21 protein-coding genes and 1 tRNA gene are annotated in these 22,480 nt (G+C 64.0%); 17 read left to right on the forward strand and 5 right to left on the reverse strand.

Annotated features, from left to right (window positions below; genetic code table 11):
* Nucleotides 1-14: 14 nt before the first annotated feature.
* From AC1C2M_RS01500 to AC1C2M_RS01515, 4 genes are read left to right on the forward strand one after another with little or no spacing between them, the layout of a single operon-like run.
* On the forward strand, nucleotides 15-941 hold the full coding sequence (locus AC1C2M_RS01500; RefSeq protein WP_495435004.1) for a TatD family hydrolase: 927 nt from the start codon (nucleotides 15-17) through the stop codon (nucleotides 939-941).
* Entirely contained in the window at nucleotides 938-1,798 is an 861-nt protein-coding gene (rsmA, locus tag AC1C2M_RS01505; RefSeq protein ID WP_495435005.1) for a 16S rRNA (adenine(1518)-N(6)/adenine(1519)-N(6))-dimethyltransferase RsmA, read from the forward strand. Before AC1C2M_RS01500 ends, rsmA begins: the two co-directional genes overlap by 4 nt.
* Before the next feature lie 47 nt (nucleotides 1,799-1,845).
* Nucleotides 1,846-2,784, forward strand: a complete 939-nt coding sequence (locus AC1C2M_RS01510) for a 4-(cytidine 5'-diphospho)-2-C-methyl-D-erythritol kinase (protein WP_495435006.1) — start codon at nucleotides 1,846-1,848, stop codon at nucleotides 2,782-2,784.
* 32 nt (nucleotides 2,785-2,816) lie between these two features.
* Nucleotides 2,817-4,631, forward strand: a complete 1,815-nt coding sequence (locus tag AC1C2M_RS01515; RefSeq protein WP_495435007.1) for an ABC-F family ATP-binding cassette domain-containing protein — start codon at nucleotides 2,817-2,819, stop codon at nucleotides 4,629-4,631.
* 180 nt (nucleotides 4,632-4,811) lie between these two features.
* Here the strand turns inward: AC1C2M_RS01515 and AC1C2M_RS01520 are convergent, their stop codons facing one another.
* Nucleotides 4,812-5,015 (reverse strand): cold-shock protein, encoded by a 204-nt coding sequence (locus tag AC1C2M_RS01520; RefSeq protein WP_090712708.1) that lies wholly within the window; start codon nucleotides 5,013-5,015, stop codon nucleotides 4,812-4,814.
* Nucleotides 5,016-5,343: 328 nt separating this feature from the next.
* Between AC1C2M_RS01520 and AC1C2M_RS01525 the strand changes: the two genes are divergently transcribed.
* The 7 genes from AC1C2M_RS01525 (at nucleotide 5,344) to AC1C2M_RS01555 (ending at nucleotide 12,748) form a co-directional block, all read left to right on the forward strand.
* Nucleotides 5,344-6,438, forward strand: a complete 1,095-nt coding sequence (locus tag AC1C2M_RS01525; protein WP_495434374.1) for a fatty acid desaturase family protein — start codon at nucleotides 5,344-5,346, stop codon at nucleotides 6,436-6,438.
* Between the two features lie 106 nt (nucleotides 6,439-6,544).
* A complete protein-coding gene (locus tag AC1C2M_RS01530) occupies nucleotides 6,545-7,888 on the forward strand; it encodes an extracellular solute-binding protein (protein ID WP_495435008.1) in 1,344 nt (447 codons plus the stop codon).
* 56 nt (nucleotides 7,889-7,944) lie between these two features.
* Nucleotides 7,945-8,844, forward strand: a complete 900-nt coding sequence (locus AC1C2M_RS01535; protein ID WP_483404979.1) for a carbohydrate ABC transporter permease — start codon at nucleotides 7,945-7,947, stop codon at nucleotides 8,842-8,844.
* On the forward strand, nucleotides 8,841-9,743 hold the full coding sequence (locus tag AC1C2M_RS01540; RefSeq protein WP_495435009.1) for a carbohydrate ABC transporter permease: 903 nt from the start codon (nucleotides 8,841-8,843) through the stop codon (nucleotides 9,741-9,743). The genes AC1C2M_RS01535 and AC1C2M_RS01540 overlap by 4 nt, the downstream gene beginning before the upstream one ends.
* Nucleotides 9,744-10,081: 338 nt before the next feature.
* On the forward strand, nucleotides 10,082-10,984 hold the full coding sequence (locus AC1C2M_RS01545; RefSeq protein WP_495435010.1) for a MetQ/NlpA family ABC transporter substrate-binding protein: 903 nt from the start codon (nucleotides 10,082-10,084) through the stop codon (nucleotides 10,982-10,984).
* A 73-nt stretch (nucleotides 10,985-11,057) separates the two neighbouring features.
* The gene (locus AC1C2M_RS01550) at nucleotides 11,058-12,086 is read left to right on the forward strand and encodes a methionine ABC transporter ATP-binding protein (RefSeq protein WP_495435011.1); all 1,029 of its coding nucleotides are present in this window, start codon (nucleotides 11,058-11,060) and stop codon (nucleotides 12,084-12,086) included.
* A gap of 2 nt (nucleotides 12,087-12,088) precedes the next feature.
* Nucleotides 12,089-12,748: a methionine ABC transporter permease gene (locus AC1C2M_RS01555; protein ID WP_495435012.1), complete on the forward strand. Its 660-nt coding sequence runs from the start codon at nucleotides 12,089-12,091 to the stop codon at nucleotides 12,746-12,748.
* On the opposite strand, the gene AC1C2M_RS01560 is transcribed toward AC1C2M_RS01555, so the two are convergent.
* Entirely contained in the window at nucleotides 12,735-13,253 is a 519-nt protein-coding gene (locus AC1C2M_RS01560; RefSeq protein ID WP_483404695.1) for a MarR family winged helix-turn-helix transcriptional regulator, read from the reverse strand. The two genes, AC1C2M_RS01555 and AC1C2M_RS01560, sit on opposite strands and share 14 nt — an antisense overlap.
* An 85-nt stretch (nucleotides 13,254-13,338) precedes the next feature.
* On the opposite strand from AC1C2M_RS01560, the gene AC1C2M_RS01565 reads away from it, so the two are divergent.
* The 3 genes from AC1C2M_RS01565 (at nucleotide 13,339) to AC1C2M_RS01575 (ending at nucleotide 15,960) form a co-directional block, all read left to right on the forward strand.
* Nucleotides 13,339-13,410 (forward strand) — tRNA-Gln (locus AC1C2M_RS01565).
* Between the two features lie 81 nt (nucleotides 13,411-13,491).
* Nucleotides 13,492-14,943: a bifunctional UDP-N-acetylglucosamine diphosphorylase/glucosamine-1-phosphate N-acetyltransferase GlmU gene (gene glmU, locus AC1C2M_RS01570; protein ID WP_495435013.1), complete on the forward strand. Its 1,452-nt coding sequence runs from the start codon at nucleotides 13,492-13,494 to the stop codon at nucleotides 14,941-14,943.
* A 39-nt stretch (nucleotides 14,944-14,982) separates the two neighbouring features.
* Nucleotides 14,983-15,960: a ribose-phosphate diphosphokinase gene (locus AC1C2M_RS01575; protein ID WP_108391572.1), complete on the forward strand. Its 978-nt coding sequence runs from the start codon at nucleotides 14,983-14,985 to the stop codon at nucleotides 15,958-15,960.
* A 251-nt stretch (nucleotides 15,961-16,211) separates the two neighbouring features.
* Here the strand turns inward: AC1C2M_RS01575 and AC1C2M_RS01580 are convergent, their stop codons facing one another.
* The 3 genes from AC1C2M_RS01580 to gnd all read right to left on the reverse strand — a co-directional run bounded on the left by AC1C2M_RS01580 (nucleotide 16,212) and on the right by gnd (nucleotide 18,943).
* A complete protein-coding gene (locus AC1C2M_RS01580) occupies nucleotides 16,212-16,460 on the reverse strand; it encodes a hypothetical protein (RefSeq protein WP_483404693.1) in 249 nt (82 codons plus the stop codon).
* Between the two features lie 64 nt (nucleotides 16,461-16,524).
* Nucleotides 16,525-17,352: a CPBP family glutamic-type intramembrane protease gene (locus AC1C2M_RS01585; protein WP_483404692.1), complete on the reverse strand. Its 828-nt coding sequence runs from the start codon at nucleotides 17,350-17,352 to the stop codon at nucleotides 16,525-16,527.
* A gap of 142 nt (nucleotides 17,353-17,494) precedes the next feature.
* On the reverse strand, nucleotides 17,495-18,943 hold the full coding sequence (gnd, locus tag AC1C2M_RS01590; RefSeq protein WP_495435014.1) for an NADP-dependent phosphogluconate dehydrogenase: 1,449 nt from the start codon (nucleotides 18,941-18,943) through the stop codon (nucleotides 17,495-17,497).
* 394 nt (nucleotides 18,944-19,337) lie between these two features.
* Here gnd and AC1C2M_RS01595 point away from each other — a divergent pair, with 394 nt between their 5' ends.
* Genes AC1C2M_RS01595 through AC1C2M_RS01605 form a run of 3 tightly spaced genes read left to right on the forward strand, consistent with a single transcriptional unit; the run spans nucleotide 19,338 to nucleotide 22,386 of the window.
* On the forward strand, nucleotides 19,338-20,183 hold the full coding sequence (locus AC1C2M_RS01595) for a sugar phosphate isomerase/epimerase family protein (protein ID WP_495435015.1): 846 nt from the start codon (nucleotides 19,338-19,340) through the stop codon (nucleotides 20,181-20,183).
* Nucleotides 20,180-21,223 carry a Gfo/Idh/MocA family protein gene (locus AC1C2M_RS01600; protein ID WP_495435016.1) on the forward strand — a complete coding sequence of 348 codons (1,044 nt, stop codon included), beginning with the start codon at nucleotides 20,180-20,182 and terminating at the stop codon, nucleotides 21,221-21,223. The genes AC1C2M_RS01595 and AC1C2M_RS01600 overlap by 4 nt, the downstream gene beginning before the upstream one ends.
* A complete protein-coding gene (locus AC1C2M_RS01605) occupies nucleotides 21,220-22,386 on the forward strand; it encodes a Gfo/Idh/MocA family protein (protein ID WP_495435017.1) in 1,167 nt (388 codons plus the stop codon). Before AC1C2M_RS01600 ends, AC1C2M_RS01605 begins: the two co-directional genes overlap by 4 nt.
* The last annotated feature ends 94 nt before the right edge of the window (nucleotides 22,387-22,480 follow it).

Consider the following 22,480-nt stretch of genomic DNA (forward strand, 5'->3'; position numbering starts at 1 on the left):
GGTACCGTCGAGATATGACCGATCCAGTGCACGTACGCACGCGCGACGCTGGCGAGCGGCGGGACAGAACCTTCCCACCGCTTCCCGAGAGCCTCGCGGTTGGGGTCTACGACAACCACACTCACCTTGAGATCGCCGACGGCGATGTCGCGCTCGATTACCGCGAGCACCTCGACCGCGCATCGAGCGTCGGAGTGCGCGGTGTCGTGCAGGTGGGCACCGATGTTGCGACGTCGATCTGGAGCGCCGAAACCGCGGCGATCGAGCCACGCATGCTCGCTGCTGTCGCTATCCACCCCAATGAGGCTCCCGCGCTCGACGAAGCCGGCACCCTCAATGACGCTCTCGCCGTCATCGCCGAGCTGGCCACCCGGCCGCGCGTGCGGGCAATCGGGGAGACCGGGCTTGATTTCTACAGGACCGCTGAGCCTGGACGCGCCGCCCAGTACGCCTCGTTCGAGGCGCACATCCAGATGGCGAAGGAGAACGACCTCGCGCTCCAGATCCACGACCGTGATGCACACGCCGAGGTGATCGCGACTCTCAAGCGGGTCGGCGCTCCCGCACGCACGGTGTTCCACTGCTTCTCCGGCGATCGTGAACTCGCCCAGATCTGCACGGAGAACGGCTGGCACATGTCATTCGCCGGAACCGCGACGTTCAAGAACGCCGCGAACCTCCGGGATGCCCTCGAGGTCGCCCCGCGCAGCCTGCTGCTCATCGAGACGGATGCGCCCTACCTGACCCCGATGCCGTATCGCGGGCGGCCGAACGCGCCGTACCTCATCCCGCACACGCTGCGGTCAATCGCCGCAACGCTGGGTACCGACCCGTCGATGCTCGCAGCGCAGATCTCGTCGAACACGGAATACGTGTACGGCCACTGGGACGACGAGCCCGTCGTCTCCCCGCCAAACCCCTATGAGGATGTACCCGTATGACGCTTCTTGGCCCCGCCGAGATCCGCGACCTCGCTGAACTTCTCGATGTTCAGCCCACCAAGAAGCTCGGTCAGAACTTCGTCGTCGATGCCAACACCGTCCGTCGCATCGTCAAGGTCGCGAAAGTGGCCGCGGGGGAGCACGTCGTCGAGGTCGGCCCCGGTCTCGGTTCACTCACCCTCGGCCTCCTCGAGGTTGGCGCGAGCGTCGTCGCCGTCGAGATTGACTCCCGCCTCGCCGGTCAGCTGCCCCGCACCGTTGAGCTGCTGCAGCCGGGCGCTGATCTCACGGTCATCAGTGCCGATGCCATGCGCATCACGGAGCTTCCCGGCGACCCGACCCGGCTGGTCGCCAACCTGCCGTACAACATCTCGGTTCCTGTGCTGCTGCACCTGCTCGAGCACTTCGCATCGATCACAGCCGGTGTCGTCATGGTGCAGGCTGAAGTCGGTCACCGGCTCGCTGCTGAACCCGGGTCGAAGGTCTACGGCAGTCCGAGTGTGAAGGCATCGTGGTACGGCCACTGGCGAACCGCGGGCAACGTCTCACGCCAGGTGTTCTGGCCGGTTCCCAACGTTGACTCGGTGCTCGTCGCCTTCGAGCGGCGAACGGATGCCATCGGCACCGAAGAAGAGCGGCTCATGACCTTCCAGCTCGTCGACGCCGCCTTCCAGCAGAGGCGCAAAATGCTGCGCCAGTCGCTCGGGCAGGTGCTCGGCAGTTCGCAGGCTGCGACGGATGCCATGGTGGCAGCCGGCATCGCGCCGACGGCGCGCGGCGAGGAGCTCACCGTTCACGATTTCCTCGCGATCGCGAGGAACGCGCGCACCGACGGCCCGGACGAGGCGGCTCACTAGGGACCTTTGGCGCTCAGGCAGCGCTCCCAAGGGTTTAGGTTGGAGATATGACGGATCCGGTAGCCCTCCATTTCGCCCACGCCAGGGCACCGGGGAAGATCAACCTCTTTCTGAAGGTCGGGCAGCTGCAGGACGACGGGTACCACGAGCTCGCGACGGCCTTCCAGGCGGTTTCGCTCTACGAAGAAGTGCGGGCGTACCCGGCTGACGACTTCTCCGTCTCGTTCACCGGCACTGTCGATACGACCGGGCTCTCCACTGACGGATCGAACCTGGCGATCAAGGCTGCCCGCCTGCTGGCCCGCAAAACCGGGTATACAGGCGGAGTTCGGCTCGAGATCGAGAAGAACGTCCCGATCGCCGGCGGGATGGGTGGGGGCTCAGCGGATGCAGCCGCGACTCTCGTCGCGTGCGACGCGCTGTGGGGAACCGAAGCGTCGCGCGACGAGCTTGTAGCCATGGCGGCGAAACTCGGAGCCGACGTCCCGTTTGCCCTCACCGGTGGAACCGCGATCGGCACAGGGCGCGGTGACCAGCTCAGCCCGGCGCTCGCGAAGGGCCGTTTTCACTGGGTGCTCGCTCTCGCGGAGTTCGGCATGTCGACGCCGGACGTTTACACCGCGCTCGACCGTCACCGGGAGAAACACGCTCAGGACATCTATCCGGCGTCACTGCAGCCCACGGTCGACGCCGATGTTCTCCAGGCTCTCCGCGCCGGCGACCCGCGACAGCTCGCCGAGGCACTCCGAAACGATCTGCAGGCGCCCGCTCTCGGGCTCGCGCCCGGGCTCGCCGGCATTCTTGAACTGGGCGAACGGATGGGCGCACTCGCCGGTATCGTTTCCGGATCGGGTCCGACCCTCGCTTTTCTCGTGCCGGATGCCGACACCGCCCTGGAACTGCAGGTCGAGCTCAGTGCGTCCGGCCTGCACGCGCTTCGGGTCACTGGCCCGGTTCATGGAGCGCGGCTCGTCCAGGAGTGGTGATCGCCACTCGCTCCGGCGCATAGTCTTGATGGGTGGCCCATCTACTCGGAGCTGAACAGCTCCACCTTGAATACCCAACCCGCGTGATCTTCGACTCTGTCACTGCCGGGGTGAACGAAGGCGACAGGATCGGCGTCGTCGGACGCAACGGCGACGGCAAGTCGACCCTGCTCTCGCTGCTCGCCGGACGCCTCGAGCCCGACGGCGGACGGGTAACGCGTCGCAGGGGAATCACCGTCGGCGTCCTCGACCAGCGCGACGAGCAACCCGACGATCTCACCGTCTCCGCTGCGATCGTCGGAACGATCGAGGAACACGAGTGGGCCGGTTCCTCCCGGGTCCGCGATGTGATCGCCGGGCTCGTCCAGGACATCCCCTGGCACGCCACAATCGGGTCGTTGTCGGGCGGACAGCGCCGCCGCGTCGCACTCGCTGCCCTCCTTGTCGGTGACTGGGACGTTATCTTCCTGGATGAGCCCACGAACCACCTCGATGTCGAGGGAATCGCCTGGCTTGCCGGACACCTCAAGAAGCGGTGGGCGGCGAATGCCGGCGGCCTCATCGTCGTCACCCACGACCGGTGGTTCCTCGACGAGGTGTGCACCCAAACGTGGGAGGTCCACGACCAGATCATCGAACCGTTCGAGGGTGGCTATGCCGCGTACATCCTCCAGCGCGTCGAGCGCGACCGCATGGCCGCGGCATCCGAATCACGCAGGCAGAACCTCATGCGGAAGGAACTGGCCTGGCTGCGCCGCGGTGCGCCCGCCAGGACCACGAAGCCCAAGTTCCGGATGGATGCCGCCGCCGACCTGATCGCCGACGAACCACCGCCCCGCAATACTGTCGCGCTCACCCAGCTCGCCACGTCGCGTCTCGGCAAGGACGTCGTCGACCTGATCGACGCCGGCGTCGTCTATCCGGACCCCGAGTCGGAATCCGGCTGGAGGACCGTGCTCAAGGACATCGAGTGGCGGATCGCTCCGGGGGAGCGCACCGGCATCCTTGGTGTCAATGGAGCGGGCAAGTCGACCCTGCTCGGACTGGTCACCGGCGACGTGAAGCCGACCTCGGGAACCGTGAAGCGGGGCAAGACGGTGCGCATTGCGAGCCTCACCCAGCAGCTCGATGAACTGAAGGAAATCGAGCACGAACGGGTTTCGACAGTCGTTGGTATGCAGAAGGCGGCATATGTCGCCGGCGACAAGGAACTCACGCCGGGCCAGTTGCTCGAACGGATGGGATTCACGAGCGCGCAGCTCTCTACACCGGTCAAGGACCTCTCCGGAGGCCAGCGCCGCCGGCTTCAGTTGCTCCTGATCCTGCTCGATGAGCCCAACGTCCTGATCCTCGATGAGCCGACGAACGACCTGGACACAGACATGTTGGCCGCGATCGAGGACCTCCTCGACTCGTGGCCAGGGACGCTTCTTGTCGTGTCCCACGACCGGTACCTGCTTGAGCGGGTCACCGACCAGCAATATGCCGTGCTCAACGGACACCTCCGGCACCTGCCGGGCGGTGTTGACGAGTACCTCGCGCTCAGGTCAGGGCAGGCGGCGGCCCCGCTGATCGCACCGCTCGCCGGTGAGGCGGCTCCAGCAGCGGGCGGGGCACCCAAACTCGGGGGAGCGGACCTCCGAAACGCGCAAAAGGAGATCGCGTCGATCGAGCGCAAACTCCAGAAGGCCAGGCAGAAGGTCGTCGATACCCACGAGCTTCTGGCGAACGCCGACCAGACCGACTACGCGGCGCTGGGGGAACTGACCGATACGGTCAGTGCGCTCGAGACGACGATCGTCGATCTCGAGACCCGCTGGCTCGAACTGTCCGAGCTGCTCGAGTAACACACTCACAACACAACGCCCTCCCCGGTTCCCGGGGAGGGCGTTGTGTTGTGAGAGGGATGCGTGGTGGCGCAAAAAAATCACCGGCTCCGTCAGACCAACCTTTTCAGGTGGTCCGGCGGAGCCGGTGATCAAAGAATTACGGTGGCGGCCTTACGGTCGCTTACGCAATAGTTTTAGTTAGAGCGGGCGGATGTTCTCAGCCTGCAGGCCCTTGGGGCCCGTTGCGGTTTCGAATTCAACCTTCTGGTTCTCTTCGAGCGAGCGGAAGCCGCTGGAAGCGATGGCCGAGAAGTGCGCGAACACGTCGGCGCTTCCGTCATCGGGAGCGATGAATCCGAAGCCTTTTTCTGCGTTAAACCACTTGACGGTTCCTGTTGCCATGATGATCTCCTTAGGAGTCTTGCGTGGATGACGACTGTCGTCATCCCAAATGCGGCGTACCTGTCCGCTCCTACAAGAAACGGCGGCTCTTCAGATGAAGGAACCGCCGTAAATCAATCACTGCGTAACACTACTACTGCGTAAACAAACCTAGCTCAGGTCATCACCGAACGCAACCCCAATCTCAATATGGCTGCATATATGCCCAAACGCGGTCTATTTTCCGTTAGCGGCATGAACCCTCCCGTAGTCTCGGAGCATCCGGGGCACACGCCCGTACTTCATATATCACGGCTGGGAAGTCGGGCTCGACCCTTTTGGAGGTGCCATGACAGCAACAGCTACCCTTGGGCCTGTTCGCAAGACCACCACACGAATCGCCGGGATGGAGAATCCGACGAACACGTTCTCAGCTTTGCTGAAGACGGTTCGTGAAGCGGGTCTGCTTCAGCGCCGCACCGGCTTCTATCTCATTAACCTCGCCGTTCTCACGGTGGCGCTGATCGGCCTCGGCGTCGGCTTCGTCCTCCTCGGCGACTCCTGGTTCCAACTGCTGATCGCGGCAGGACTCGGGATCATCCTCACCCAGTTCGCTTTCGTCGCCCATGAGGCGTCACACCGCCAGGTTTTCGAATCGGGCCCTGCAAACGACCGCCTTGGTCGCATTCTCGCCGACGCTGTCGTCGGCATCAGCTACGCCTGGTGGATGACCAAGCACACCCGCCACCACGCCAACCCGAACACGGTCGGCAAGGATCCGGACATTGAGATCGACACGATCTCGTTCATCGAAGAGGATGCCGCCAAGGCGAAGGGCGCTCTCGCCTTCATCACGCGCCGCCAGGGCTACCTCTTCTTCCCGCTGCTCACCCTCGAGGGCCTCAACCTGCATTTCCGCTCAATCGTGACGTTGTTCACGACTGAGAAGGTCGACAAGCGCTGGCTCGAACTGACCCTTATCGCTCTCCGTCTCGGCAGCTACCTGGCGATTCTCTTTATCTTCCTCCCGGTCGGAATGGCCTTCGCCTTCCTCGGGGTTCAGATGGCTGTCTTCGGCGTCTACATGGGTGCGTCGTTTGCTCCGAACCACAAGGGGATGCCGCTGATCCAGGAAGGCGCGAAGGTGGACTTCCTGTCAAAGCAGGTTCTCACCAGCCGCAACATTCGTGGATTCGGCATGAGCTACTTCATGGGTGGCCTCAACTACCAGATCGAACACCACCTCTTCCCGAGCATGCCGAGGCCGCACCTCAAGCACGCACGGGACATCGTGATCGAGCACTGCAGGAACCTCGGCGTCCCGTACACCGAGACGTCCCTTGTGCGCTCGTATGCGATCGTCATCGACTACCTCAACCGGGTGGGACTCTCGGCACGCGACCCGTTCGACTGCCCCATGGTCAACCAGTTCCGCCGTCCCTAAACCGGTCGGCACCGTCCAATACCCCCGCGGGTGATCGTGACCCGCGGGGGTATTGCTCTATCTCTACATCGATGTAAAGCTGTAATCCCTCACGAAGGAGTGTTGGATGCCAGGCAATGTATTTCCATCGATTCCGTCCCTTTCTCGTCGATCAGTACTGCTTGGCGGTGCGGCCGCCCTCGGCGGCGCGGCTCTTCTGCCGGGGCTGTCCGGGTGCGCGCAGGCGGGTGCCGCAGGGAGTTACCCGCTGAAGTTCTGGCATCTGCTCTCTGGCGGTGACGGGATCGTCATGGCGGGACTCGTCGATGCGGCGAACCAGGCAAACCCCGAGTTGTACGCGTCCCAGACCGTGCTCGCCTGGGGTACGCCCTACTACACGAAGCTTGCAATGGCATCCGTTGGCGGCAGGGCACCAGACGTTGCCATCATGCACGCATCGCGCCTCCCGGGGTACGCCCCCGGTGGCCTGCTCGACCCCTGGGATACGGAGCTTCTCGCCGAGTTCGGAGTGACCGAGGAGAATTTCCCGCCGCGCGTGTGGGAGAAGGGGGTCATCGACGGCAAGTTGTACTCGGTCGCCCTCGACGCGCATCCGTTTATCCTCATGTACAACACGGAGATCGCCGAGCAGGCCGGGGTGCTCGGCCCTGACGGGCAGCTGGTTGAGATCACCTCGCCCGAGCAGTTCCTCGACGTGGCCAGGGCCATGCAGGCGGTCACGGGCAAGCACGGGCTGTCATACGGTTACCTCGGCGACGGTGCCCAGATGTGGCGGCTGTTCTACACGTTCTACAAGCAGCTCGGCGCCGACATGGTTCTCGAGAACGGTAAAGAAGCACAGATCGACGAAGAAGCGGCTGTCACGTCGCTCTCGTTCATCCAGCAGCTGCTCGACGGCACCATCGCGACGAAGAGCGGGGACTATGCCAGCGCGGTCGCCGAGTTCGTCAATGGGGAGAGCGGCATGTTCTTCACCGGGGTGTGGGAGCTGCCGACAGCGCAGAACGCGGGTTTCGCCTTCGACGCCCAGCCCATTCCGACGTTATTCGGAACGCCGGCCGCCTATGCGGACTCCCACGCGTTCGTGCTCCCTCACCAGTCAACACCGGACGAGAACAAGCGGCGCGAGGTCTACCGCTTTGTCTCCGAGCTGTTCAAGGGGTCGATCGACTGGGCGGGGGCCGGCCACATCCCGGGCTATCTGCCGGTGATTGACAGTGATGAGTACGCGGATCTCATGCCGCAGGCGCACTACGCCGCGGCGGCCGAGGTGCTCAACTACGACCCCTCAGCGTGGTTCACCGGCTCCGGTTCGGATTTCCAGACCTATTTCGCCGAGAACGTTCAGGGTGTGTTCCTCTCCGGCAGTGACCCCGCTGAAGGTATCAGGGGGTTCGCCAGCCGATTGAATGCGCTGCTCGCCAAACCCAACCCGGTCGCCGGGTCCTGAGAAAGGAGCCTGACGTGACGACATCGGCAGTAAGCAACCGCGCACAAGCCGCCACAGTGGCACGGGGGGACACGAAGAACGCGCGAAAGCGCAAAGACAATCTCGCCGGCTGGGCGTTCATCGCCCCGTTCGGAGTGTTCTTCGTCCTCTTCCTCGTCTGGCCGATCGTCTTCGGCCTGTATCTCAGTTTCACAGGAACGACGCTCACCGGCGCCGGCGGGGAGTTCGTCGGCTTCGCCAACTACGCCGAGGCACTCGTTGACCCCGACATGTGGCGGGCCATGCTCAACACGCTGTGGTTCACGGTCCTCTCGACGATTCCGCTCGTGCTCATCGCGCTCGTCATGGCGTTGCTCGTCGACCTCGGCCTGCCGGGCCAGTGGCTATGGCGGCTCTCCTTCTTCATGCCGTTCCTCCTGGCGTCGACTGTCGTCTCCCTGATCTGGGTGTGGCTGTTCAACCCGCAGCTCGGCCTCATCAACGAGATGCTCAAGCCGTTCGGTGTCGAGCCCATCGCGTGGCTGCAGGATCCGAAGTGGGCGATGCTCGGGGTGGTGATAGCCACGGTCTGGTGGACCGTCGGCTTCAACTTCCTGCTGTACCTCGCCGCCCTGCAGAACATTCCCGAACAGCAGTACGAGGCAGCGGCTCTCGACGGTGCGGGCAAGTGGAGGCAGCTCTTCTCCATCACCGTCCCGCAGCTCGCGCCGACAACGGGCCTCATCATCATTCTTCAGGTCCTCGCGTCGCTCAAGGTGTTCGATCAGATATTCCAGATGACCCAGGGCGGCCCGGCCGGCACGACCCGCTCTGCCGTCGTCTATATCTTCGACCTCGGCTTTACCGGGTACCGCTTCGGATACTCCGCCGCTGTGTCCTTCATCTTCTTCGCGGTGATCATCCTGGTCTCGCTGGTCCAGCTGAGAATCACGTCTCGAAAGGGAGCGCGGTCATGACCACTCTCGAACTTCCCAAGGAAGCCAGAGTCGCGGAGCCGCGGCCTAAGGCGCCGCGCCGCCCCGGAGAGAAGCCCTTTGGGGTTGGCCGGATCGTCGCCCTCGTCATCCTCACTCTCATGGCCATCTCGTGGCTCCTTCCGTTTGCCTGGGCCCTCGTTACGTCCCTGAAGACAGAAGCGGATGCCGGTGCGACGCCGGTCAGCTGGCTCGCGCCCAACGGATTCACTCTCGAGGCGTACGCGAGCGTGCTTGAAGAAGGAAATATCCCGGTCTGGGCGATCAACAGCCTGCTCAGTTCGGCGATCATCACCGTACTGACCGTCGCAACGAGTGCACTCGCGGCGTACGCGTTCTCCCGCCTGGACTTCACCGGCCGCAAGTGGCTCTTCTTCGTGATCATCGCGTCGATCATCATCCCGCCGCAGGTGCTCATCATCCCGCTGTTCTACGAGATGCTCGCGTTCAACATGGTCGATACCTACTGGGGCCTCATCCTGCCGCAGGTCGTCGCCCCGCCGATGGTGTACATCCTCAAGAAGTTCTTCGACCAGATTCCGATCGAGCTCGAAGACGCGGCGCGGGTCGACGGAGCGAGCCGGCTCAGGCTCTTCTGGTCGATCGTGCTGCCGTTGTCACGTCCGATCCTCGCGGCGGTGTCGATCTTCGTGTTCATCGCGGCGTGGAACAACTTCCTCTGGCCGTTCATCGTCATCAACGACACGTCACTGATGACGCTCCCTGTTGGACTGCAAACCGTGAAGAGCGCATACGGAGTTCAGTACGCCCAGAACATGGCGATGGCGCTTCTCGCGGCCCTCCCGCTCATCATCATCTTCCTCTTCTTCCAGCGCCAGATCATCAAGGGCATAGCCACGACAGGGTTCGGCGGGCAGTAGTCCCGGTCAGAGAAGGGGACCAGGCGCATCGGTGCGTAACCAGGGCCTGAACGGAATTCATGCAAAGTCGATTGGGCGCCGGGTCGGCACCTCGGTCTTGCCCCCACAGGCCGTGGATGTGAAGATAATTTCACGGGCGGTCATCCCGTCGGATTTTCTGTTACGAACGGTGACGGTTCATCTCGCGTTTGGCAGAAAACACAGCTAACTTAAACGCTGTGCCCCGGAGTTGGGAGCGCAGACACTCCATCCCAGAACGCCTCGCACTGCGTGGCGTCAGTTTCTGTGCCCTGCATTCAATGGCCGGATGACGCACGACACAGCGAAGAGGACACACAGTGAAGAAATCCCCCCTGAAGAGCGCACTCGCCACCCTGGCGATCCTGCCCATCGCTGCCCTGCTCGCCGGCTGCGCCGGAAACGCAGGCTCCGGCGATGGCGGCAACGAGAACGAGACAGTCAAGATCGGCGTTGTTGGCGCGAGTGACCCGTACTGGGAAACCTATGTTGACGCCGCAGCCGACGAGGGCATCACCGTCGAACTCGTCGATTTCTCCGACTACAACCAGCCCAACCCTGCGCTTGCCGAGGGCGAGATCGACCTCAACCAGTTCCAGCACATCGTCTACCTCGCCCAGTACAACGAATCAAACGGTCAGGACCTCGTTCCGGTTGGTTCGACGGCGATTTACCCGCTCGGCCTGTACTCCACTCAGTACGAGTCCGTCGAGGACATCCCGGAGGGCGCGACGATCGCCGTGCCGAACGACCCAAGCAACCTCGCACGTGCTCTCCTCGTGCTCCAGTCCGCGGATCTCCTCACGCTCGAGGGCGGCGGAGACAGCTACTCAACGGTCGCTGACATCGATGAATCGAAGTCACGCGTGACGGTCACCGAGCTCGACCCCGCACTCACGGCTACCTCGCTTCCCGACGTCGCCGCGGCGATCATCAACAACGAATTCATCCTGGACTCGGGCCTCGAGGCCACCGATGCCATCGCCCAGGACGACCCGTCAGACCCGAACTCCATCCCGTACGTCAACATCTTCGCGGCTCGCGCGGAGGACAAGGACAACGAGACGTTCGCGAAGCTCGTGGAGATCTACCAGGACACGACGGCCGTCACGGACGGTGTCGTTGACAACTCGGGAGGAACGGCTCTCATCGTCAAGACCCCGGTTGAGGAGCTGGTCGAATCGCTGAAGACCGAGCAGAAGCAGATCGCGGAACAGGGCTAGCCCTGCCACAGCCCGATCCCCGGCGCCGGAGCAACTGCTCCGGCGCCGGTTCGCGTCACCGAGAGGAACACCAATGAGCATCGTCAGCATGACGGATGTCGTCAAGTCCTATCCGCCAGCCCAAAAAGGTGGCGCGCCGGTCGTCGCCATCGACGGCGTGAGCATCGAGGTCGAAGCAGGCGACGTCTACGGGATCATCGGCTACTCGGGAGCGGGGAAGTCCACGCTCGTCCGGCTCGTGAACGGGCTCGAGAAGGCGACGTCAGGAAGCATCGTCGTCAACGGGACCGAGATCACCTCGCTCCCTGAGCGCTCAATGCGCGCTGTTCGCGGCGACATCGGCATGATCTTCCAGCAGTTCAACCTCTTCAACTCCAAGACCGTTGCAAAGAACGTGGCGTACCCGCTCGAGGTGGCGGGCCGTCCGTCGGCCGAGATCACCGAACGAGTCGCAGAGATGCTCCGGTTCGTCGGCTTGAGTGACAAGGCGAAGAACTACCCTGACCAGCTGTCCGGAGGCCAGAAGCAGCGCGTCGGCATCGCGCGCGCCCTCGCGACCTCGCCGTCGTTGCTGCTGGCGGACGAAGCGACGAGCGCGCTCGACCCGGAGACGACGAGCGAGGTCCTCTCACTCCTCGACCGGGTCAACCGGGAACTCGGCGTCACGATCATCCTCATCACCCATGAGATGGACGTCATCCGCAGCCTCGCCACCAAGGTGGCGGTGATGGACGGAGGCCGGATCGTCGAGCGGGGCGATGTCTTCGACGTTTTCTCCTCGCCGCAGAACGCGGCATCCGCCCGGTTCGTGTCCACCGTCGTCCAGGGCGTCCCGTCACCGGTTGAGGTCGCGACGCTCCGCGCTCGCCACGAAGGACGGATCGTCACCTTCTCGTTCCGGGATGGCAGCGACTCGCAAGCGCAGGTCTTCCTTGACCTCGCGTCAGCCGGCATCCGCTTCGAACTCGTCTATGGCGGGATCAACGACATTCGCGGCCGGGCCTTCGGCCACCTGACGCTCGCCCTTCAGGGCGATGACGCCGCACTCGACGCCGCACTGGCGCAGATCGAAACCCACTCTGAAGTGACGGAGGTGCGCTGAGCATGGACAAACTGATCGATCTTCTTCCCCAGCTGGGTGAGGCGGCATGGGAGACGCTCTACATCGTCGCGGTGAGCCTGGTGTTCGGCGGTATCGCCGGCCTCGTGATCGGACTCGGGCTTTACGTGACGCGAGCGGGCTCGATTCTCGAGAACCGGGTCGCGTTCACGGCGATCAACGTTCTCGTCAACATTTTCCGGCCCATCCCGTTCATTATCTTCATTGCGGCCATCCAGCCGCTCGCGCGGCTCGTGCTCGGTACCGGAATCGGCAACGGGGCGCTGATCTTCGCGATCTCCATCGGTGCCGCGTTCGGTATCAGTCGCATCGTTGAACAGAACCTGCTCACGGTGTCGCCCGGTGTCATTGAGGCCGCCCGCGCGGCCGGCGCCAGCCCGCTGTACATTGTCCGGACCGTGCTGCTGCCCGAAGCGCTCGGGCCGCTCATCCTCGGCTACACCTTTGTCTTCATCGTGCTCGTCGACATGAGCGCGGTTGGCGGATACATCGGAGGTGGCGGCATCGGAAACTTTGCGATCCAGTACGGCTACCGGCAGTTCAACCCGATCGTCACCTGGGCAGCAGTGCTCGTGGTGATCCTCTTCGTTCAGCTGATCCAGTTCTTCGGCAACGCGCTCGCGCGCAAAATCATGCGTCGCTAGTCGGGGCAGCCTCGTCGAAGTCGAGGCTCAGCTTGCGCAGCAGCCCCGCGAGCCGGTGCTGATCGGAGGGGGACAGTGACGCCAGGATCTCCGATTCGGCATCGACGAGCCTCGTGATGGCCGCGTCAACGCGGGTGAGTCCGGTCGGGGTCATTACCACGAGAATGCCGCGGCCGTCTCCGGGGTCTGCTTTGCGTTCGACGAGACCGGATGCCACAAGCCGGTCGATCCGGTTGGTCATGGTCCCGCTCGAGACGAGGGTCTGCTGCAACAGCTGCTTGGGACTGAGGGTGTATGGCCGGCCCGCGCGGCGCAGGGCGCTCAGCACGTCGAATTCCCACGACTCGAGCTTCGAGCGGGCGAACGCGGTGCGCCTGGCACGATCGAGGTGCCTCGTGAGTCGCGATACCCGCGAGAGCACCTGGAGAGGAGCGAAGTTCAGGTCGGGCCGCTCGCGCTCCCACGCCTCGACAATCCTGTCGACTTCGTCACTGGTTTCGGCCATTTCTCCATTATCGTGCCTCGGACCGGACGGGTCGGCGGCCATTATCTGGCAGACTTGACTCTTGCGGAGGCTCCGGCCTGCGTGGTCCGCCTTAGTGTAATGGCAGCACGGCAACCTTTGGAGTTGTTCGGTCCAGGTTCGAGTCCTGGAGGCGGAGCGGAACGAGCGGCTCCGTGCCGGCACAACAGCAACGGTCCACCTGAAACCTGGCCCAATCGACACTTCGGGGGATATACCTGTGGCAGACACCAAACTCGCGATCGTCATTCTGGCCGCTGGCCAGGGCACTCGAATGAAGTCAGCTACCCCGAAACTCCTGCACCCGCTCGCGGGAGTGCCCATGGTCAGCCATGTGCTGGCAACGGCACGGGCTCTCGACGCCGCACACGTGGTCGCGGTGGTCAGGCACGAGCGCGACAGCCTCGTCGAGGTCATCACCGCCGAACTGCCGGGGAGCATCATCGTCGACCAGGACGAGGTTCCCGGAACCGGACGCGCGGTTGAGCAGGCCGTTGCGGCCCTTCCCGACGCCTTCGAGGGAGACGTTCTCGTCATCAACGGTGACGTGCCGCTTCTCGACGCCGACACCCTCACCTCCCTGGTCTCGCGGCACAGGGCGGATGGTGCCGCTGCGACGCTGCTGTCGGCGGTCCTCGCCGACGCGACGGGCTATGGGCGCATCATCCGCACGGCCGACGGCGCCGTCGACTACATCGTGGAGCAGAAGGACGCGACCGACGCGGAACGCGCGGTGTCCGAGATCAATGCTGGTGTCTACGTCTTCGCCCTGTCGATGCTCCGCACCGAGCTCGCAAAACTCACCACGGACAACGCGCAGGGGGAGAAGTACCTGACGGATGTCGTCGGCCTGCTCCGGGCGGACGGCCTCGAGGTCTCGGCCATCCCCGTCGCTGAACCCTGGCTCGTCGAGGGAGTGAACGATCGCGCCCAGCTGAGCGCCCAGGCGGCACGACTCAATGCGATGATCATCCGCGGCTGGCAGCTCTCCGGCGTCACCATCCAGGACCCGTCATCCACGTGGATCGATGTGCAGGTGACGCTCGCGCCCGATGTCACAGTCAAGCCAGGGACCCAGCTGCTCAGGGCGACAGACGTTGCCACCGGCGCGATCATCGGCCCAGACACGACACTTGTCGACTGCGAGGTCGGTGCGAACGCTGAGGTGAAGCGCACAGACGCAACCCTCGCCGTGATCGGTGCGGGAGCATCGGTTGGCCCGTTCTCCTTCCTCCGCCCTGGCACGGTCCTCGGCGCTGACGGCAAGATCGGTGCGTTCGTCGAGACGAAGAACGCGAAGATCGGCACCGGCAGCAAGGTTCCGCACCTCTCCTACGTCGGTGACGCCGAGATCGGGGAGCAGTCGAACATCGGCGCCGGCAGCATCTTCGCCAACTATGACGGAGTAAAGAAGCACTCATCGGTCGTCGGGTCGCACGTGCGGACCGGCTCGCACGGCGTGTTCGTCGCGCCGGTTACAATTGGAGACGGCGCGTACACAGGTGCAGGCACCGTCGTCCGCAAGGACGTGCCCGCAGGCGCGCTCGCGATCACCGTCGCTCCGCAGCGCAACATGGCGGGCTGGGTCGAGACTCATCGGGCTGGCACAGCGGCCGCCACCGCGGCTGCGGCGGCGTCTGGACAGACCACAAACCCCCACGAAGAAAACTAAGCGGTACAACGCCGGCTCGGCCGGCAGGAAGCGGGCCATGTGTCTGGCATCAAAATGAGCGGAGAGAAACGACTCGTCCTCGTATCGGGTCGTGCTCACCCACAACTGGCTGTCGACATTGCAGCCGAACTTGGCTCCGAACTCGTTCCGACCGACGCGCGCACGTTCGCCAACGGTGAGCTGTATGCACGTTTCGACGAGAGCGTTCGCGGGTCGGATGCCTTCGTGATCCAGTCGCACACGGCTCCCATCAACGAGTGGTTGATGGAACAGCTCATCATGGTCGACGCGCTCAAGCGCGCCTCGGCCAAGCGCATCACCGTCGTCGCACCGTTCTACCCCTATGCCCGTCAGGACAAGAAGGGCCGGGGCCGCGAACCTATTTCCGCGCGGCTCGTTGCCGACCTGTTCAAGGTCGCAGGCGCGGACCGGATCATGTCGGTCGACCTGCATGCCGCGCAGATCCAGGGTTTCTTCGACGGTCCGGTGGACCACCTGTTCGCCATGCCCGTGCTGCTCAACCACTTCCGTGAGAAGCTCGACCCTGAAACGCTTACCGTGGTGTCGCCCGACATGGGCCGCGTCCGCGTCGCCGACATCTGGAGCGACAAGCTCGGGGTGCCGCTTGCCATCATCCACAAGCGCCGCGATCCGCTGGTTCCCAACCAGGTCTCCGTCCACGAGATCGTCGGGCAGGTGGAGGGCAGGGTCTGCCTCCTCGTTGATGACCTCATCGACACCGGTCGGACCATCGTTCGCGCAGCGGAAGCTCTCAAGGCCGCCGGTGCGATCGGCGTTGTCGTCGCCGCCACACACGCGGTCTTCAGCGACCCGGCCACAGAGATCCTGCAGAGCGATTTCATCGACTCGGTCGTCGTGACCGACACGCTCCCCATTCCGGACGAGAAGCGGTTCGAACGCTTGACGGTCCTGCCCATCGCTCCGCTTCTGGCCCGTGCCATTCACGAGGTCTTCGAAGACGGTTCAGTGACGAGCATGTTCGATGGGGCGGCGTAGCCCCAAACCCTGACTGAGTGGCGCCGGACTGCCGGTGCCACTCAGGGTAGAGGACGGGATATCCCGATTACCCCGTCCTCCAAGACCCTCGGTGATGGTCCGGCGTCCGGGTGCTCTCACTAGCGCCTAAGCGGGCCATTTTCGGGGAGGATCTTCTACCGAAATGGTAGGTAATCCTTCGCCCGAATGGAAGAGTCTAACGATTTCCGGGTGGCCGGTTTCTCACGACGCGAGGAACGGCGCGAGGCCGTCTAGCCTGAGAAGCCGTGAAGGTCCGACCGGGCGATGCGGGCGGCGCTCTCAAGCAGGTCGTCCTCGGCGATGGCGATGCCCGCGTCGGCGAACCGCTCGCGCAGTGCTTCGAGAACCTCTGCCTCATCGTGCCCGGCAAGGTCGGCTTCCTCCTGAATGAGGATGCCGGCGATCTTGTCGTCGATCAGCTGCTGGTGCTGGTCCTGCACCGGCGCTGTTGTGTCCCGTGCGATTTCTGAATCCGACATGTGGCCTCCCTGGCGTTCTTCCCATTCTGCAGGCAGCGCATGGCGCGACCAAACTGTCGTGCGGCTAGTAGAGGAAGATTGCCAGCCAGTCCCGGTTGTGAGCGTGGAGCAGGACGAGGAACAGGATGAAGTCGAAGAGCAGGTGGACGCTGACGATGTAGCTCAGTGACTTCGTCTGGCGGAAGATCCATCCCTGCAGCACCGCAAAGGGGTAGATGATGAACGGGCCCCACGCGTGGAATCCCAGTTCCCACAGGAACGACGTGAACAGGACCGCCTGCAACAGGTTCGCCTGCCAGTCCGGGAAGTGTCGCCGAAGCAGCGCGAACGTCGTGCAGATGAAGAACAGCTCGTCCCAGATCCCGAGCGCGTTGGTTCCGAGGAAAAGCCGCGCGATACTTCCGGGGTCGGATGCCGCTGGCCAGTTCTCGTAGACGCCCGTCGGAATCATGTAGACCGGCAGCAGGAACCAGCCGAGAATCACTACGGCAATGAGGTAGCCGAACTCGATCCTGGTCCAGCGCTTTCCGGTCAGGACGGGGAACCTGATGGCGTGGTCGCGGTAGACGAACCGCGACACGAGGTAGGGGATGAGCACCGCCGCAGCAAGGGCAGCACCCATGAGGAGCATGTGCTCCCACTCGATGTCGGTGTTGATGGGAACGAGGCTGAGCGCGAGCAGCCCGACAGCGATGAGCACGAGGTCACGGGCCAGACGCCGGTCAATGAGCACCGCCGCGAGAAGCGTGACGGCGAGGGCGATGTAGCCGGCCGGGCGCTCATCGAGTCCGAAGATGAGGAATCCCGACAGTGCGAGCAGGATGCCTGGCAGGAGCTTCCAGCTCACCGCTGGACGGGTTTCTGTCGCGACGAGCGTTGGGGTGTTGGTCATATCAGGGATCCTCGGTGAGCCGGGCTGTGAATCTCGAGCGTACAGGGATTTCGGAGCTGGCCGCTGGTGTGCCGCGCGCAAAGAGAACGGGCCCCCCGCTGTGCGGGGAGCCCGTAATCTGAGGAGTTCTGTTAGACGGAGATCAGTGCGTGTCTGCCGCTTCGATCTCTGACCGATCTCCCGACCACAGCGTGTGGAAGGTGCCCTCGGTGTCGACCCGACGGTAGGTGTGCGCGCCGAAGAAGTCCCGCTGGCCCTGGATGAGGGCGGCGGGGAGCCGGTCGGCGCGAAGACCGTCGTAGTACGACAGTGACGACGCAAAGGCGGGGGATGGGATGCCGGCCTGAGCTGCCGCAACGACGACCCGGCGCCATGCGTCCTGTGTGCGCGAAACGGCGTCGGTGAAGTACGGTGCCGTCACGAGTGCGACAAGTCCCGGGTCCTGGTCGTATGCCTCGGTGATTCGGTTCAGGAACTGGGCACGGATGATGCAACCGCCGCGCCAGATCTTGGCGATGTCGCCCTTCTTGATGTCCCAGTTGTACTGCTCTGCACCCGCGACGATCTCGTCGAAGCCCTGGCTGTACGCGATGATTTTCGACGCGTAGAGCGCCTGGCGCACGTCTTCGACGAATGCGTCTGCATTGTCGACCGTCCACGGCGTCGACGGTCCCGGCAGGTGCGCCGCGGCCCGGCGCTGGTCCGGCTTGGACGACAGCGACCGTGCGAACACGGCTTCGGCGATGCCGGAAACGGGGATGCCGAGGTCGAGCGCCGTCTGGACGGTCCACGCTCCGGTTCCCTTGGCGCCCGCCTGGTCGACGATGACGTCGACGAGGGGCCGTCCGGTTGTGGCGTCGACCTGACGGAGGACCTCGGCGGTGATCTCGATGAGGTAGCTCTCGAGCTCGCCCTTGTTCCACTCGGTGAAGATATCGGCGATCTCGGCGGGGGATTTGCCCGTGCCGCGGCGGATGAGGTCGTATGCCTCAGCGATGAGCTGCATATCGGCGTACTCGATGCCGTTGTGGATCATCTTGACGAAGTGGCCGGCACCATCGGTGCCCACGTGCGTGACGCAGGGCTCGCCTTCGGCGACAGCGGCGATTGACTTCAGGATCGGTCCGAGGGTCTCCCACGCTTCCGCCGAGCCACCTGGCATGATGCTCGGTCCCTTGAGTGCGCCTTCTTCGCCGCCGGAGATCCCGGCACCCACGAAGTTGATCCCGGTCTCGCGAACTGCCTTCTCGCGGCGGATCGTGTCGGTAAACAGTGCGTTGCCGCCGTCAACGATGATGTCGCCCGGTTCAAAGACCTCGGTCAGCTGGTTGATGACAGCGTCGGTGCCAGCGCCGGCCTTCACCATGATGATCGCGGTCCGCGGCTTCGAGAGCGACGCCGCGAATTCCTCGATCGTCTCCGCCGCGACGAATCCGGCCTCGGGGAACTCAGCAACGACGGCGCGCGTCTTCTCGGGGGACCTGTTGTAGATCGCAACAGTGTTGCCCTCACGGCTCGCCAGGTTTCGCGCGAGGTTCGATCCCATCACCGCCATCCCGATCACGCCGATGTTTGCCTGTGCGTTGGCCATGAAGGTCTCCTCTAGATGTGATGCAGTGGAAATAGTGTGAACGGATGTCGCCGGCGGGAGAATCTGGAGCGCCACAGTGGTGCCGGTCAGGGTCAACGCTAGCAAACTGAGCGCTCCCGCCCCGAGAGACGACCGGTCTGCCGTGACCGTACGGTGTGGTCGGAGCCGCGCCAAATGTGTCGAGACCCCGGCCCCCTGAGACGGGGTCTCGACGGGGTGTCCATGCGCTCGGAAATGGCGGACGGGTACCTGTCGCTACCTCCATCAGACACGGGAGCGGAGTTTTTGTCAACCGGTTGCCAAAATCCCAACGGGCCCCTAGAGTTGGCCCATGGCCCGCGGATTCGTCCCGCTGGTTCCCAACGACGCGAACACGTAAGGCGGACACGACGCAATGACCGACACTGTCACCTGGACCCTCTCCGGCTTCGGCGACGAAATCGACCCGGACCCGCGGATCCAGAGCGCCGTCCTCAAGGCCCTCGGCAGCGAACACATCGAGGTGCGCAGTGCGTGGGGGACCAACGTCGTCGACCTCGACGATGATCAGCTCGCCGATCTCACGACGCTTCTCTCCGCCGAAGGCATGCGGGCGTCAGCCGTCGCGTCGCCCATCGGAAAGGTCGACGTCTCGCTCGACGCCGACCTGGAGATACAGAGGCTGCGCCGCGTCATCCGCGTCGCTCACGCACTCGACACTCCCAACATCAGGATTTTCTCCTTCTTCCGCGCCGACGGTGTCGAGGTAGAAGACATCCGTGACGACGTGCTCGTGCGTATGCGCCTGCTCGCCGATGAGGCAGAGCGTGAAGGCATCACCCTTCTCCACGAGAACGAGAAGGACATCTACGGCGACACTCCCGAGCGCGTACTCGACCTCGTTGAGTCCGTGTCCTCGAGCGCTCTTCGGCTCGCCTGGGACAGCGCGAACTTCGTGCAAGTCGGCGTCGCCAATCCCCACGATGCCGGCTACGCGATGCTGAGGCCGTACCTCGACTACCTCCAGGTCAAGGACGCGGATGCCGCGACCGGTTCCGTCGTCCCGGCCGGAGAGGGCGACGGCCAGGTACTCGAAACCCTCACCGCGCTGCGCAACGACGGCTACACGGGCTTCGCCTCGCTCGAGCCTCATCTCGACGCGGCACACACCCTCGGCGGGTTTTCGGGACCGAGCGCATTCGGCCAGGCCGCTCGTGCATTCGACGGTCTACTCCGCAGCATCGGTGTGTCGACGAAGTGACCGGTCTCACCCGTGCCGCGGTCATTGGCTGCGGAGACATCTCAGCGCTTCACTTCGCCGCGATTGCCGCCCTGGAGAATGCTGCCGTCGTTGCCGTGTGCGACACCGATCCTGCCAGGCTCGCCACGGCATCCGCCGCTCTCAACGTCCCGGGTTTCGACGATCACGTGCGGCTGTTCGACGAGGTTCGGCCTGACGTCGTCCATATCTGCACACCGCATCACACGCACGCGGTGATCGCCGTCGACGCGCTCGAGCGGGGGATCCCGGTTGTGCTCGAAAAGCCTCTCGCCCACACCCGGGCGGAAGCTACACGGTTGACCGAGGCAGCGTCACAGAGCGGCGCCAGAATCGCCGTGTGCTTCCAGAACCGGTACAACGCCCCGGTGCAGGCGGCCAGGGAGCTTCTGGCCTCCGGCAGGACAGGGGCGATCATCGGGGCATCCGCAACGGTGCTCTGGCAGCGTGGCGCCGAGTATTACGAAGATCGTCCGTGGCGCGGCCTCTGGTCGACGGGCGGGGGCGGGCTGCTGATGAACCAGGCGATCCACACCATCGATCTGGTGCAGTGGCTCGTTGGGCCGGTCGCCTCGGTGCGCGGCAGCGCCAGTACCCGGCTGCTCGACGAGGTGATCGAGGTCGAGGACACCGCCGAGATGGTGCTGACCCACACAAACGGCGCTCGAACCGTCTTCTACGCCACGCTCGCCAACGTCGCCAATGCGCCGGTAGCGGTCGACATCGTCACCGAGAAGGCGACGCTCAGCCTCCGCGGTGCCCTGACCGTGACGTGGGCAGACGGCCGGGTGGAGACCGTATCCGAGCGGACGCTCGCTGCTGGCGAGCGTTCGTATTGGGGTGTGTCACACGAGCTGCTCATTCGTGACTTCTATTCGGCGCTCGATACCGGCGTTCCGTTCTGGATCGATCCGGCCGAGGCGCGCAAATCATTCGACATCATTCAGGACGTCTACGACCAGTCTTACCCGGAACGAGCCGGGTGGACGCAGGAAACCACAGAACGGAAAACTCTTTCATGACGCAGAAAGTTCGACTCGGAATCATCGGTCTCGGTACGCAGGGATCGATGTACGCGAAGTTCATCGCCGACGGCATGGTCCCGAACATGGTCGTAACGGCCATCGCTGACATCGACCCTGCCAAAGCGGGTGTCGTTCGAGCGGCTTACCCGGACACCGCGTTCTACGACGACTACATCGCGCTGCTCGAGAGCGGCGACGTCGATGCCGTCATCACGACGGTTCCACACTTCCTGCACCCGCAAATGGGGATCGACGCGCTGTCGCGTGGCATCCACGCGCTCGTCGAGAAGCCCGCGGGTGTCTACACCAAACAGGTCAGCGAACTGCTTGCGTTCGCCGAGACGGTGCCTGATCTGAGCTTTGGCATCATGTTCAACCAGCGCAACAACCCGCTCTACCGCCGGCTCAAAGAGATCGTCGACGCCGGGGAGATCGGCGAGATCCGCCGGAGCAACTGGATCATCACGACCTGGTGGCGCCCGCAGGGGTACTACAACCAGAGCGAGTGGCGCGCCACCTGGGGCGGAGAGGGCGGCGGAGTGCTCGTCAACCAGGCACCGCACCAACTCGACCTCTGGCAGTGGATCTGTGGCGTGCCGGAGAAGGTCTTCTCGAAGGTCGCCTACGGGTTCCGTCGCGACATCGCCGTCGAAGACGAAGTGACCGCTGTCGTGGACTACGGCGACGGACGGACCGGCGTGTTTGTCACGGCGACCCACGACCTCATCGGCACCGACCGGTTCGAAATTCTGGGAGACGCGGGCAAAATCGTCGTCGAAAACAGCAAGACAGCGACCGTGACTCGCCTGGCAAAACCCGAGCGTGAACTCTCGGAGAGCATGTCCATGCAGGACGTTGGCAAGCTCTTCATGGGGCAGCTCGACCCGACCGAGTTCTACACGACGGAGACGATCGAGTTCGAGTCCGCGTGGGGCGACCAGCACGCGGGTGTGCTCGAAAACTTCGCGGCGAACATCCTCGACGGCACACCGTTGCTGGCGCCCGGGTCCGACGGCATTCGGGGTGTTCGCCTCGCGAACGCCATCCACCTCTCCAGTTGGACCGGGAAGGAAGTCCCGCTCGACTTCGACGAGAGCGAGTACCTCGCGGAACTCAACAAGCGCATCGCTGACGAGGGCAAGTTTCCCGTCCGGTCGTAAGAAGTGATCGGACCCCGCGGCCGGAGCGCCGCGGGGTTCGCCCGCTGGGTGATGAGCCGTGCGCTACCGTAGAACTTCCGAGAAGGCCCGCCGG

The organism is Mycetocola sp. Y444, from assembly GCF_059445295.1.

Excerpts from the sequence above, each read along its gene's own strand:
- AC1C2M_RS01500 (WP_495435004.1), top strand. The coding sequence starts at position 15 with ATGACCGATCCAGTGCACGTACGCACGCGCGACGCTGGCGAGCGGCGG.
- rsmA (WP_495435005.1), top strand. The coding sequence starts at position 938 with ATGACGCTTCTTGGCCCCGCCGAGATCCGCGACCTCGCTGAACTTCTC.
- AC1C2M_RS01510 (WP_495435006.1), top strand. The coding sequence starts at position 1,846 with ATGACGGATCCGGTAGCCCTCCATTTCGCCCACGCCAGGGCACCGGGG.
- AC1C2M_RS01520 (WP_090712708.1), bottom strand. The coding sequence starts at position 5,015 with ATGGCAACAGGAACCGTCAAGTGGTTTAACGCAGAAAAAGGCTTCGGA.
- AC1C2M_RS01525 (WP_495434374.1), top strand. The coding sequence starts at position 5,344 with ATGACAGCAACAGCTACCCTTGGGCCTGTTCGCAAGACCACCACACGA.
- AC1C2M_RS01530 (WP_495435008.1), top strand. The coding sequence starts at position 6,545 with ATGCCAGGCAATGTATTTCCATCGATTCCGTCCCTTTCTCGTCGATCA.
- AC1C2M_RS01540 (WP_495435009.1), top strand. The coding sequence starts at position 8,841 with ATGACCACTCTCGAACTTCCCAAGGAAGCCAGAGTCGCGGAGCCGCGG.
- AC1C2M_RS01550 (WP_495435011.1), top strand. The coding sequence starts at position 11,058 with ATGAGCATCGTCAGCATGACGGATGTCGTCAAGTCCTATCCGCCAGCC.
- AC1C2M_RS01555 (WP_495435012.1), top strand. The coding sequence starts at position 12,089 with ATGGACAAACTGATCGATCTTCTTCCCCAGCTGGGTGAGGCGGCATGG.
- AC1C2M_RS01560 (WP_483404695.1), bottom strand. The coding sequence starts at position 13,253 with ATGGCCGAAACCAGTGACGAAGTCGACAGGATTGTCGAGGCGTGGGAG.
- AC1C2M_RS01580 (WP_483404693.1), bottom strand. The coding sequence starts at position 16,460 with ATGTCGGATTCAGAAATCGCACGGGACACAACAGCGCCGGTGCAGGAC.
- AC1C2M_RS01585 (WP_483404692.1), bottom strand. The coding sequence starts at position 17,352 with ATGACCAACACCCCAACGCTCGTCGCGACAGAAACCCGTCCAGCGGTG.
- gnd (WP_495435014.1), bottom strand. The coding sequence starts at position 18,943 with ATGGCCAACGCACAGGCAAACATCGGCGTGATCGGGATGGCGGTGATG.
- AC1C2M_RS01595 (WP_495435015.1), top strand. The coding sequence starts at position 19,338 with ATGACCGACACTGTCACCTGGACCCTCTCCGGCTTCGGCGACGAAATC.
- AC1C2M_RS01605 (WP_495435017.1), top strand. The coding sequence starts at position 21,220 with ATGACGCAGAAAGTTCGACTCGGAATCATCGGTCTCGGTACGCAGGGA.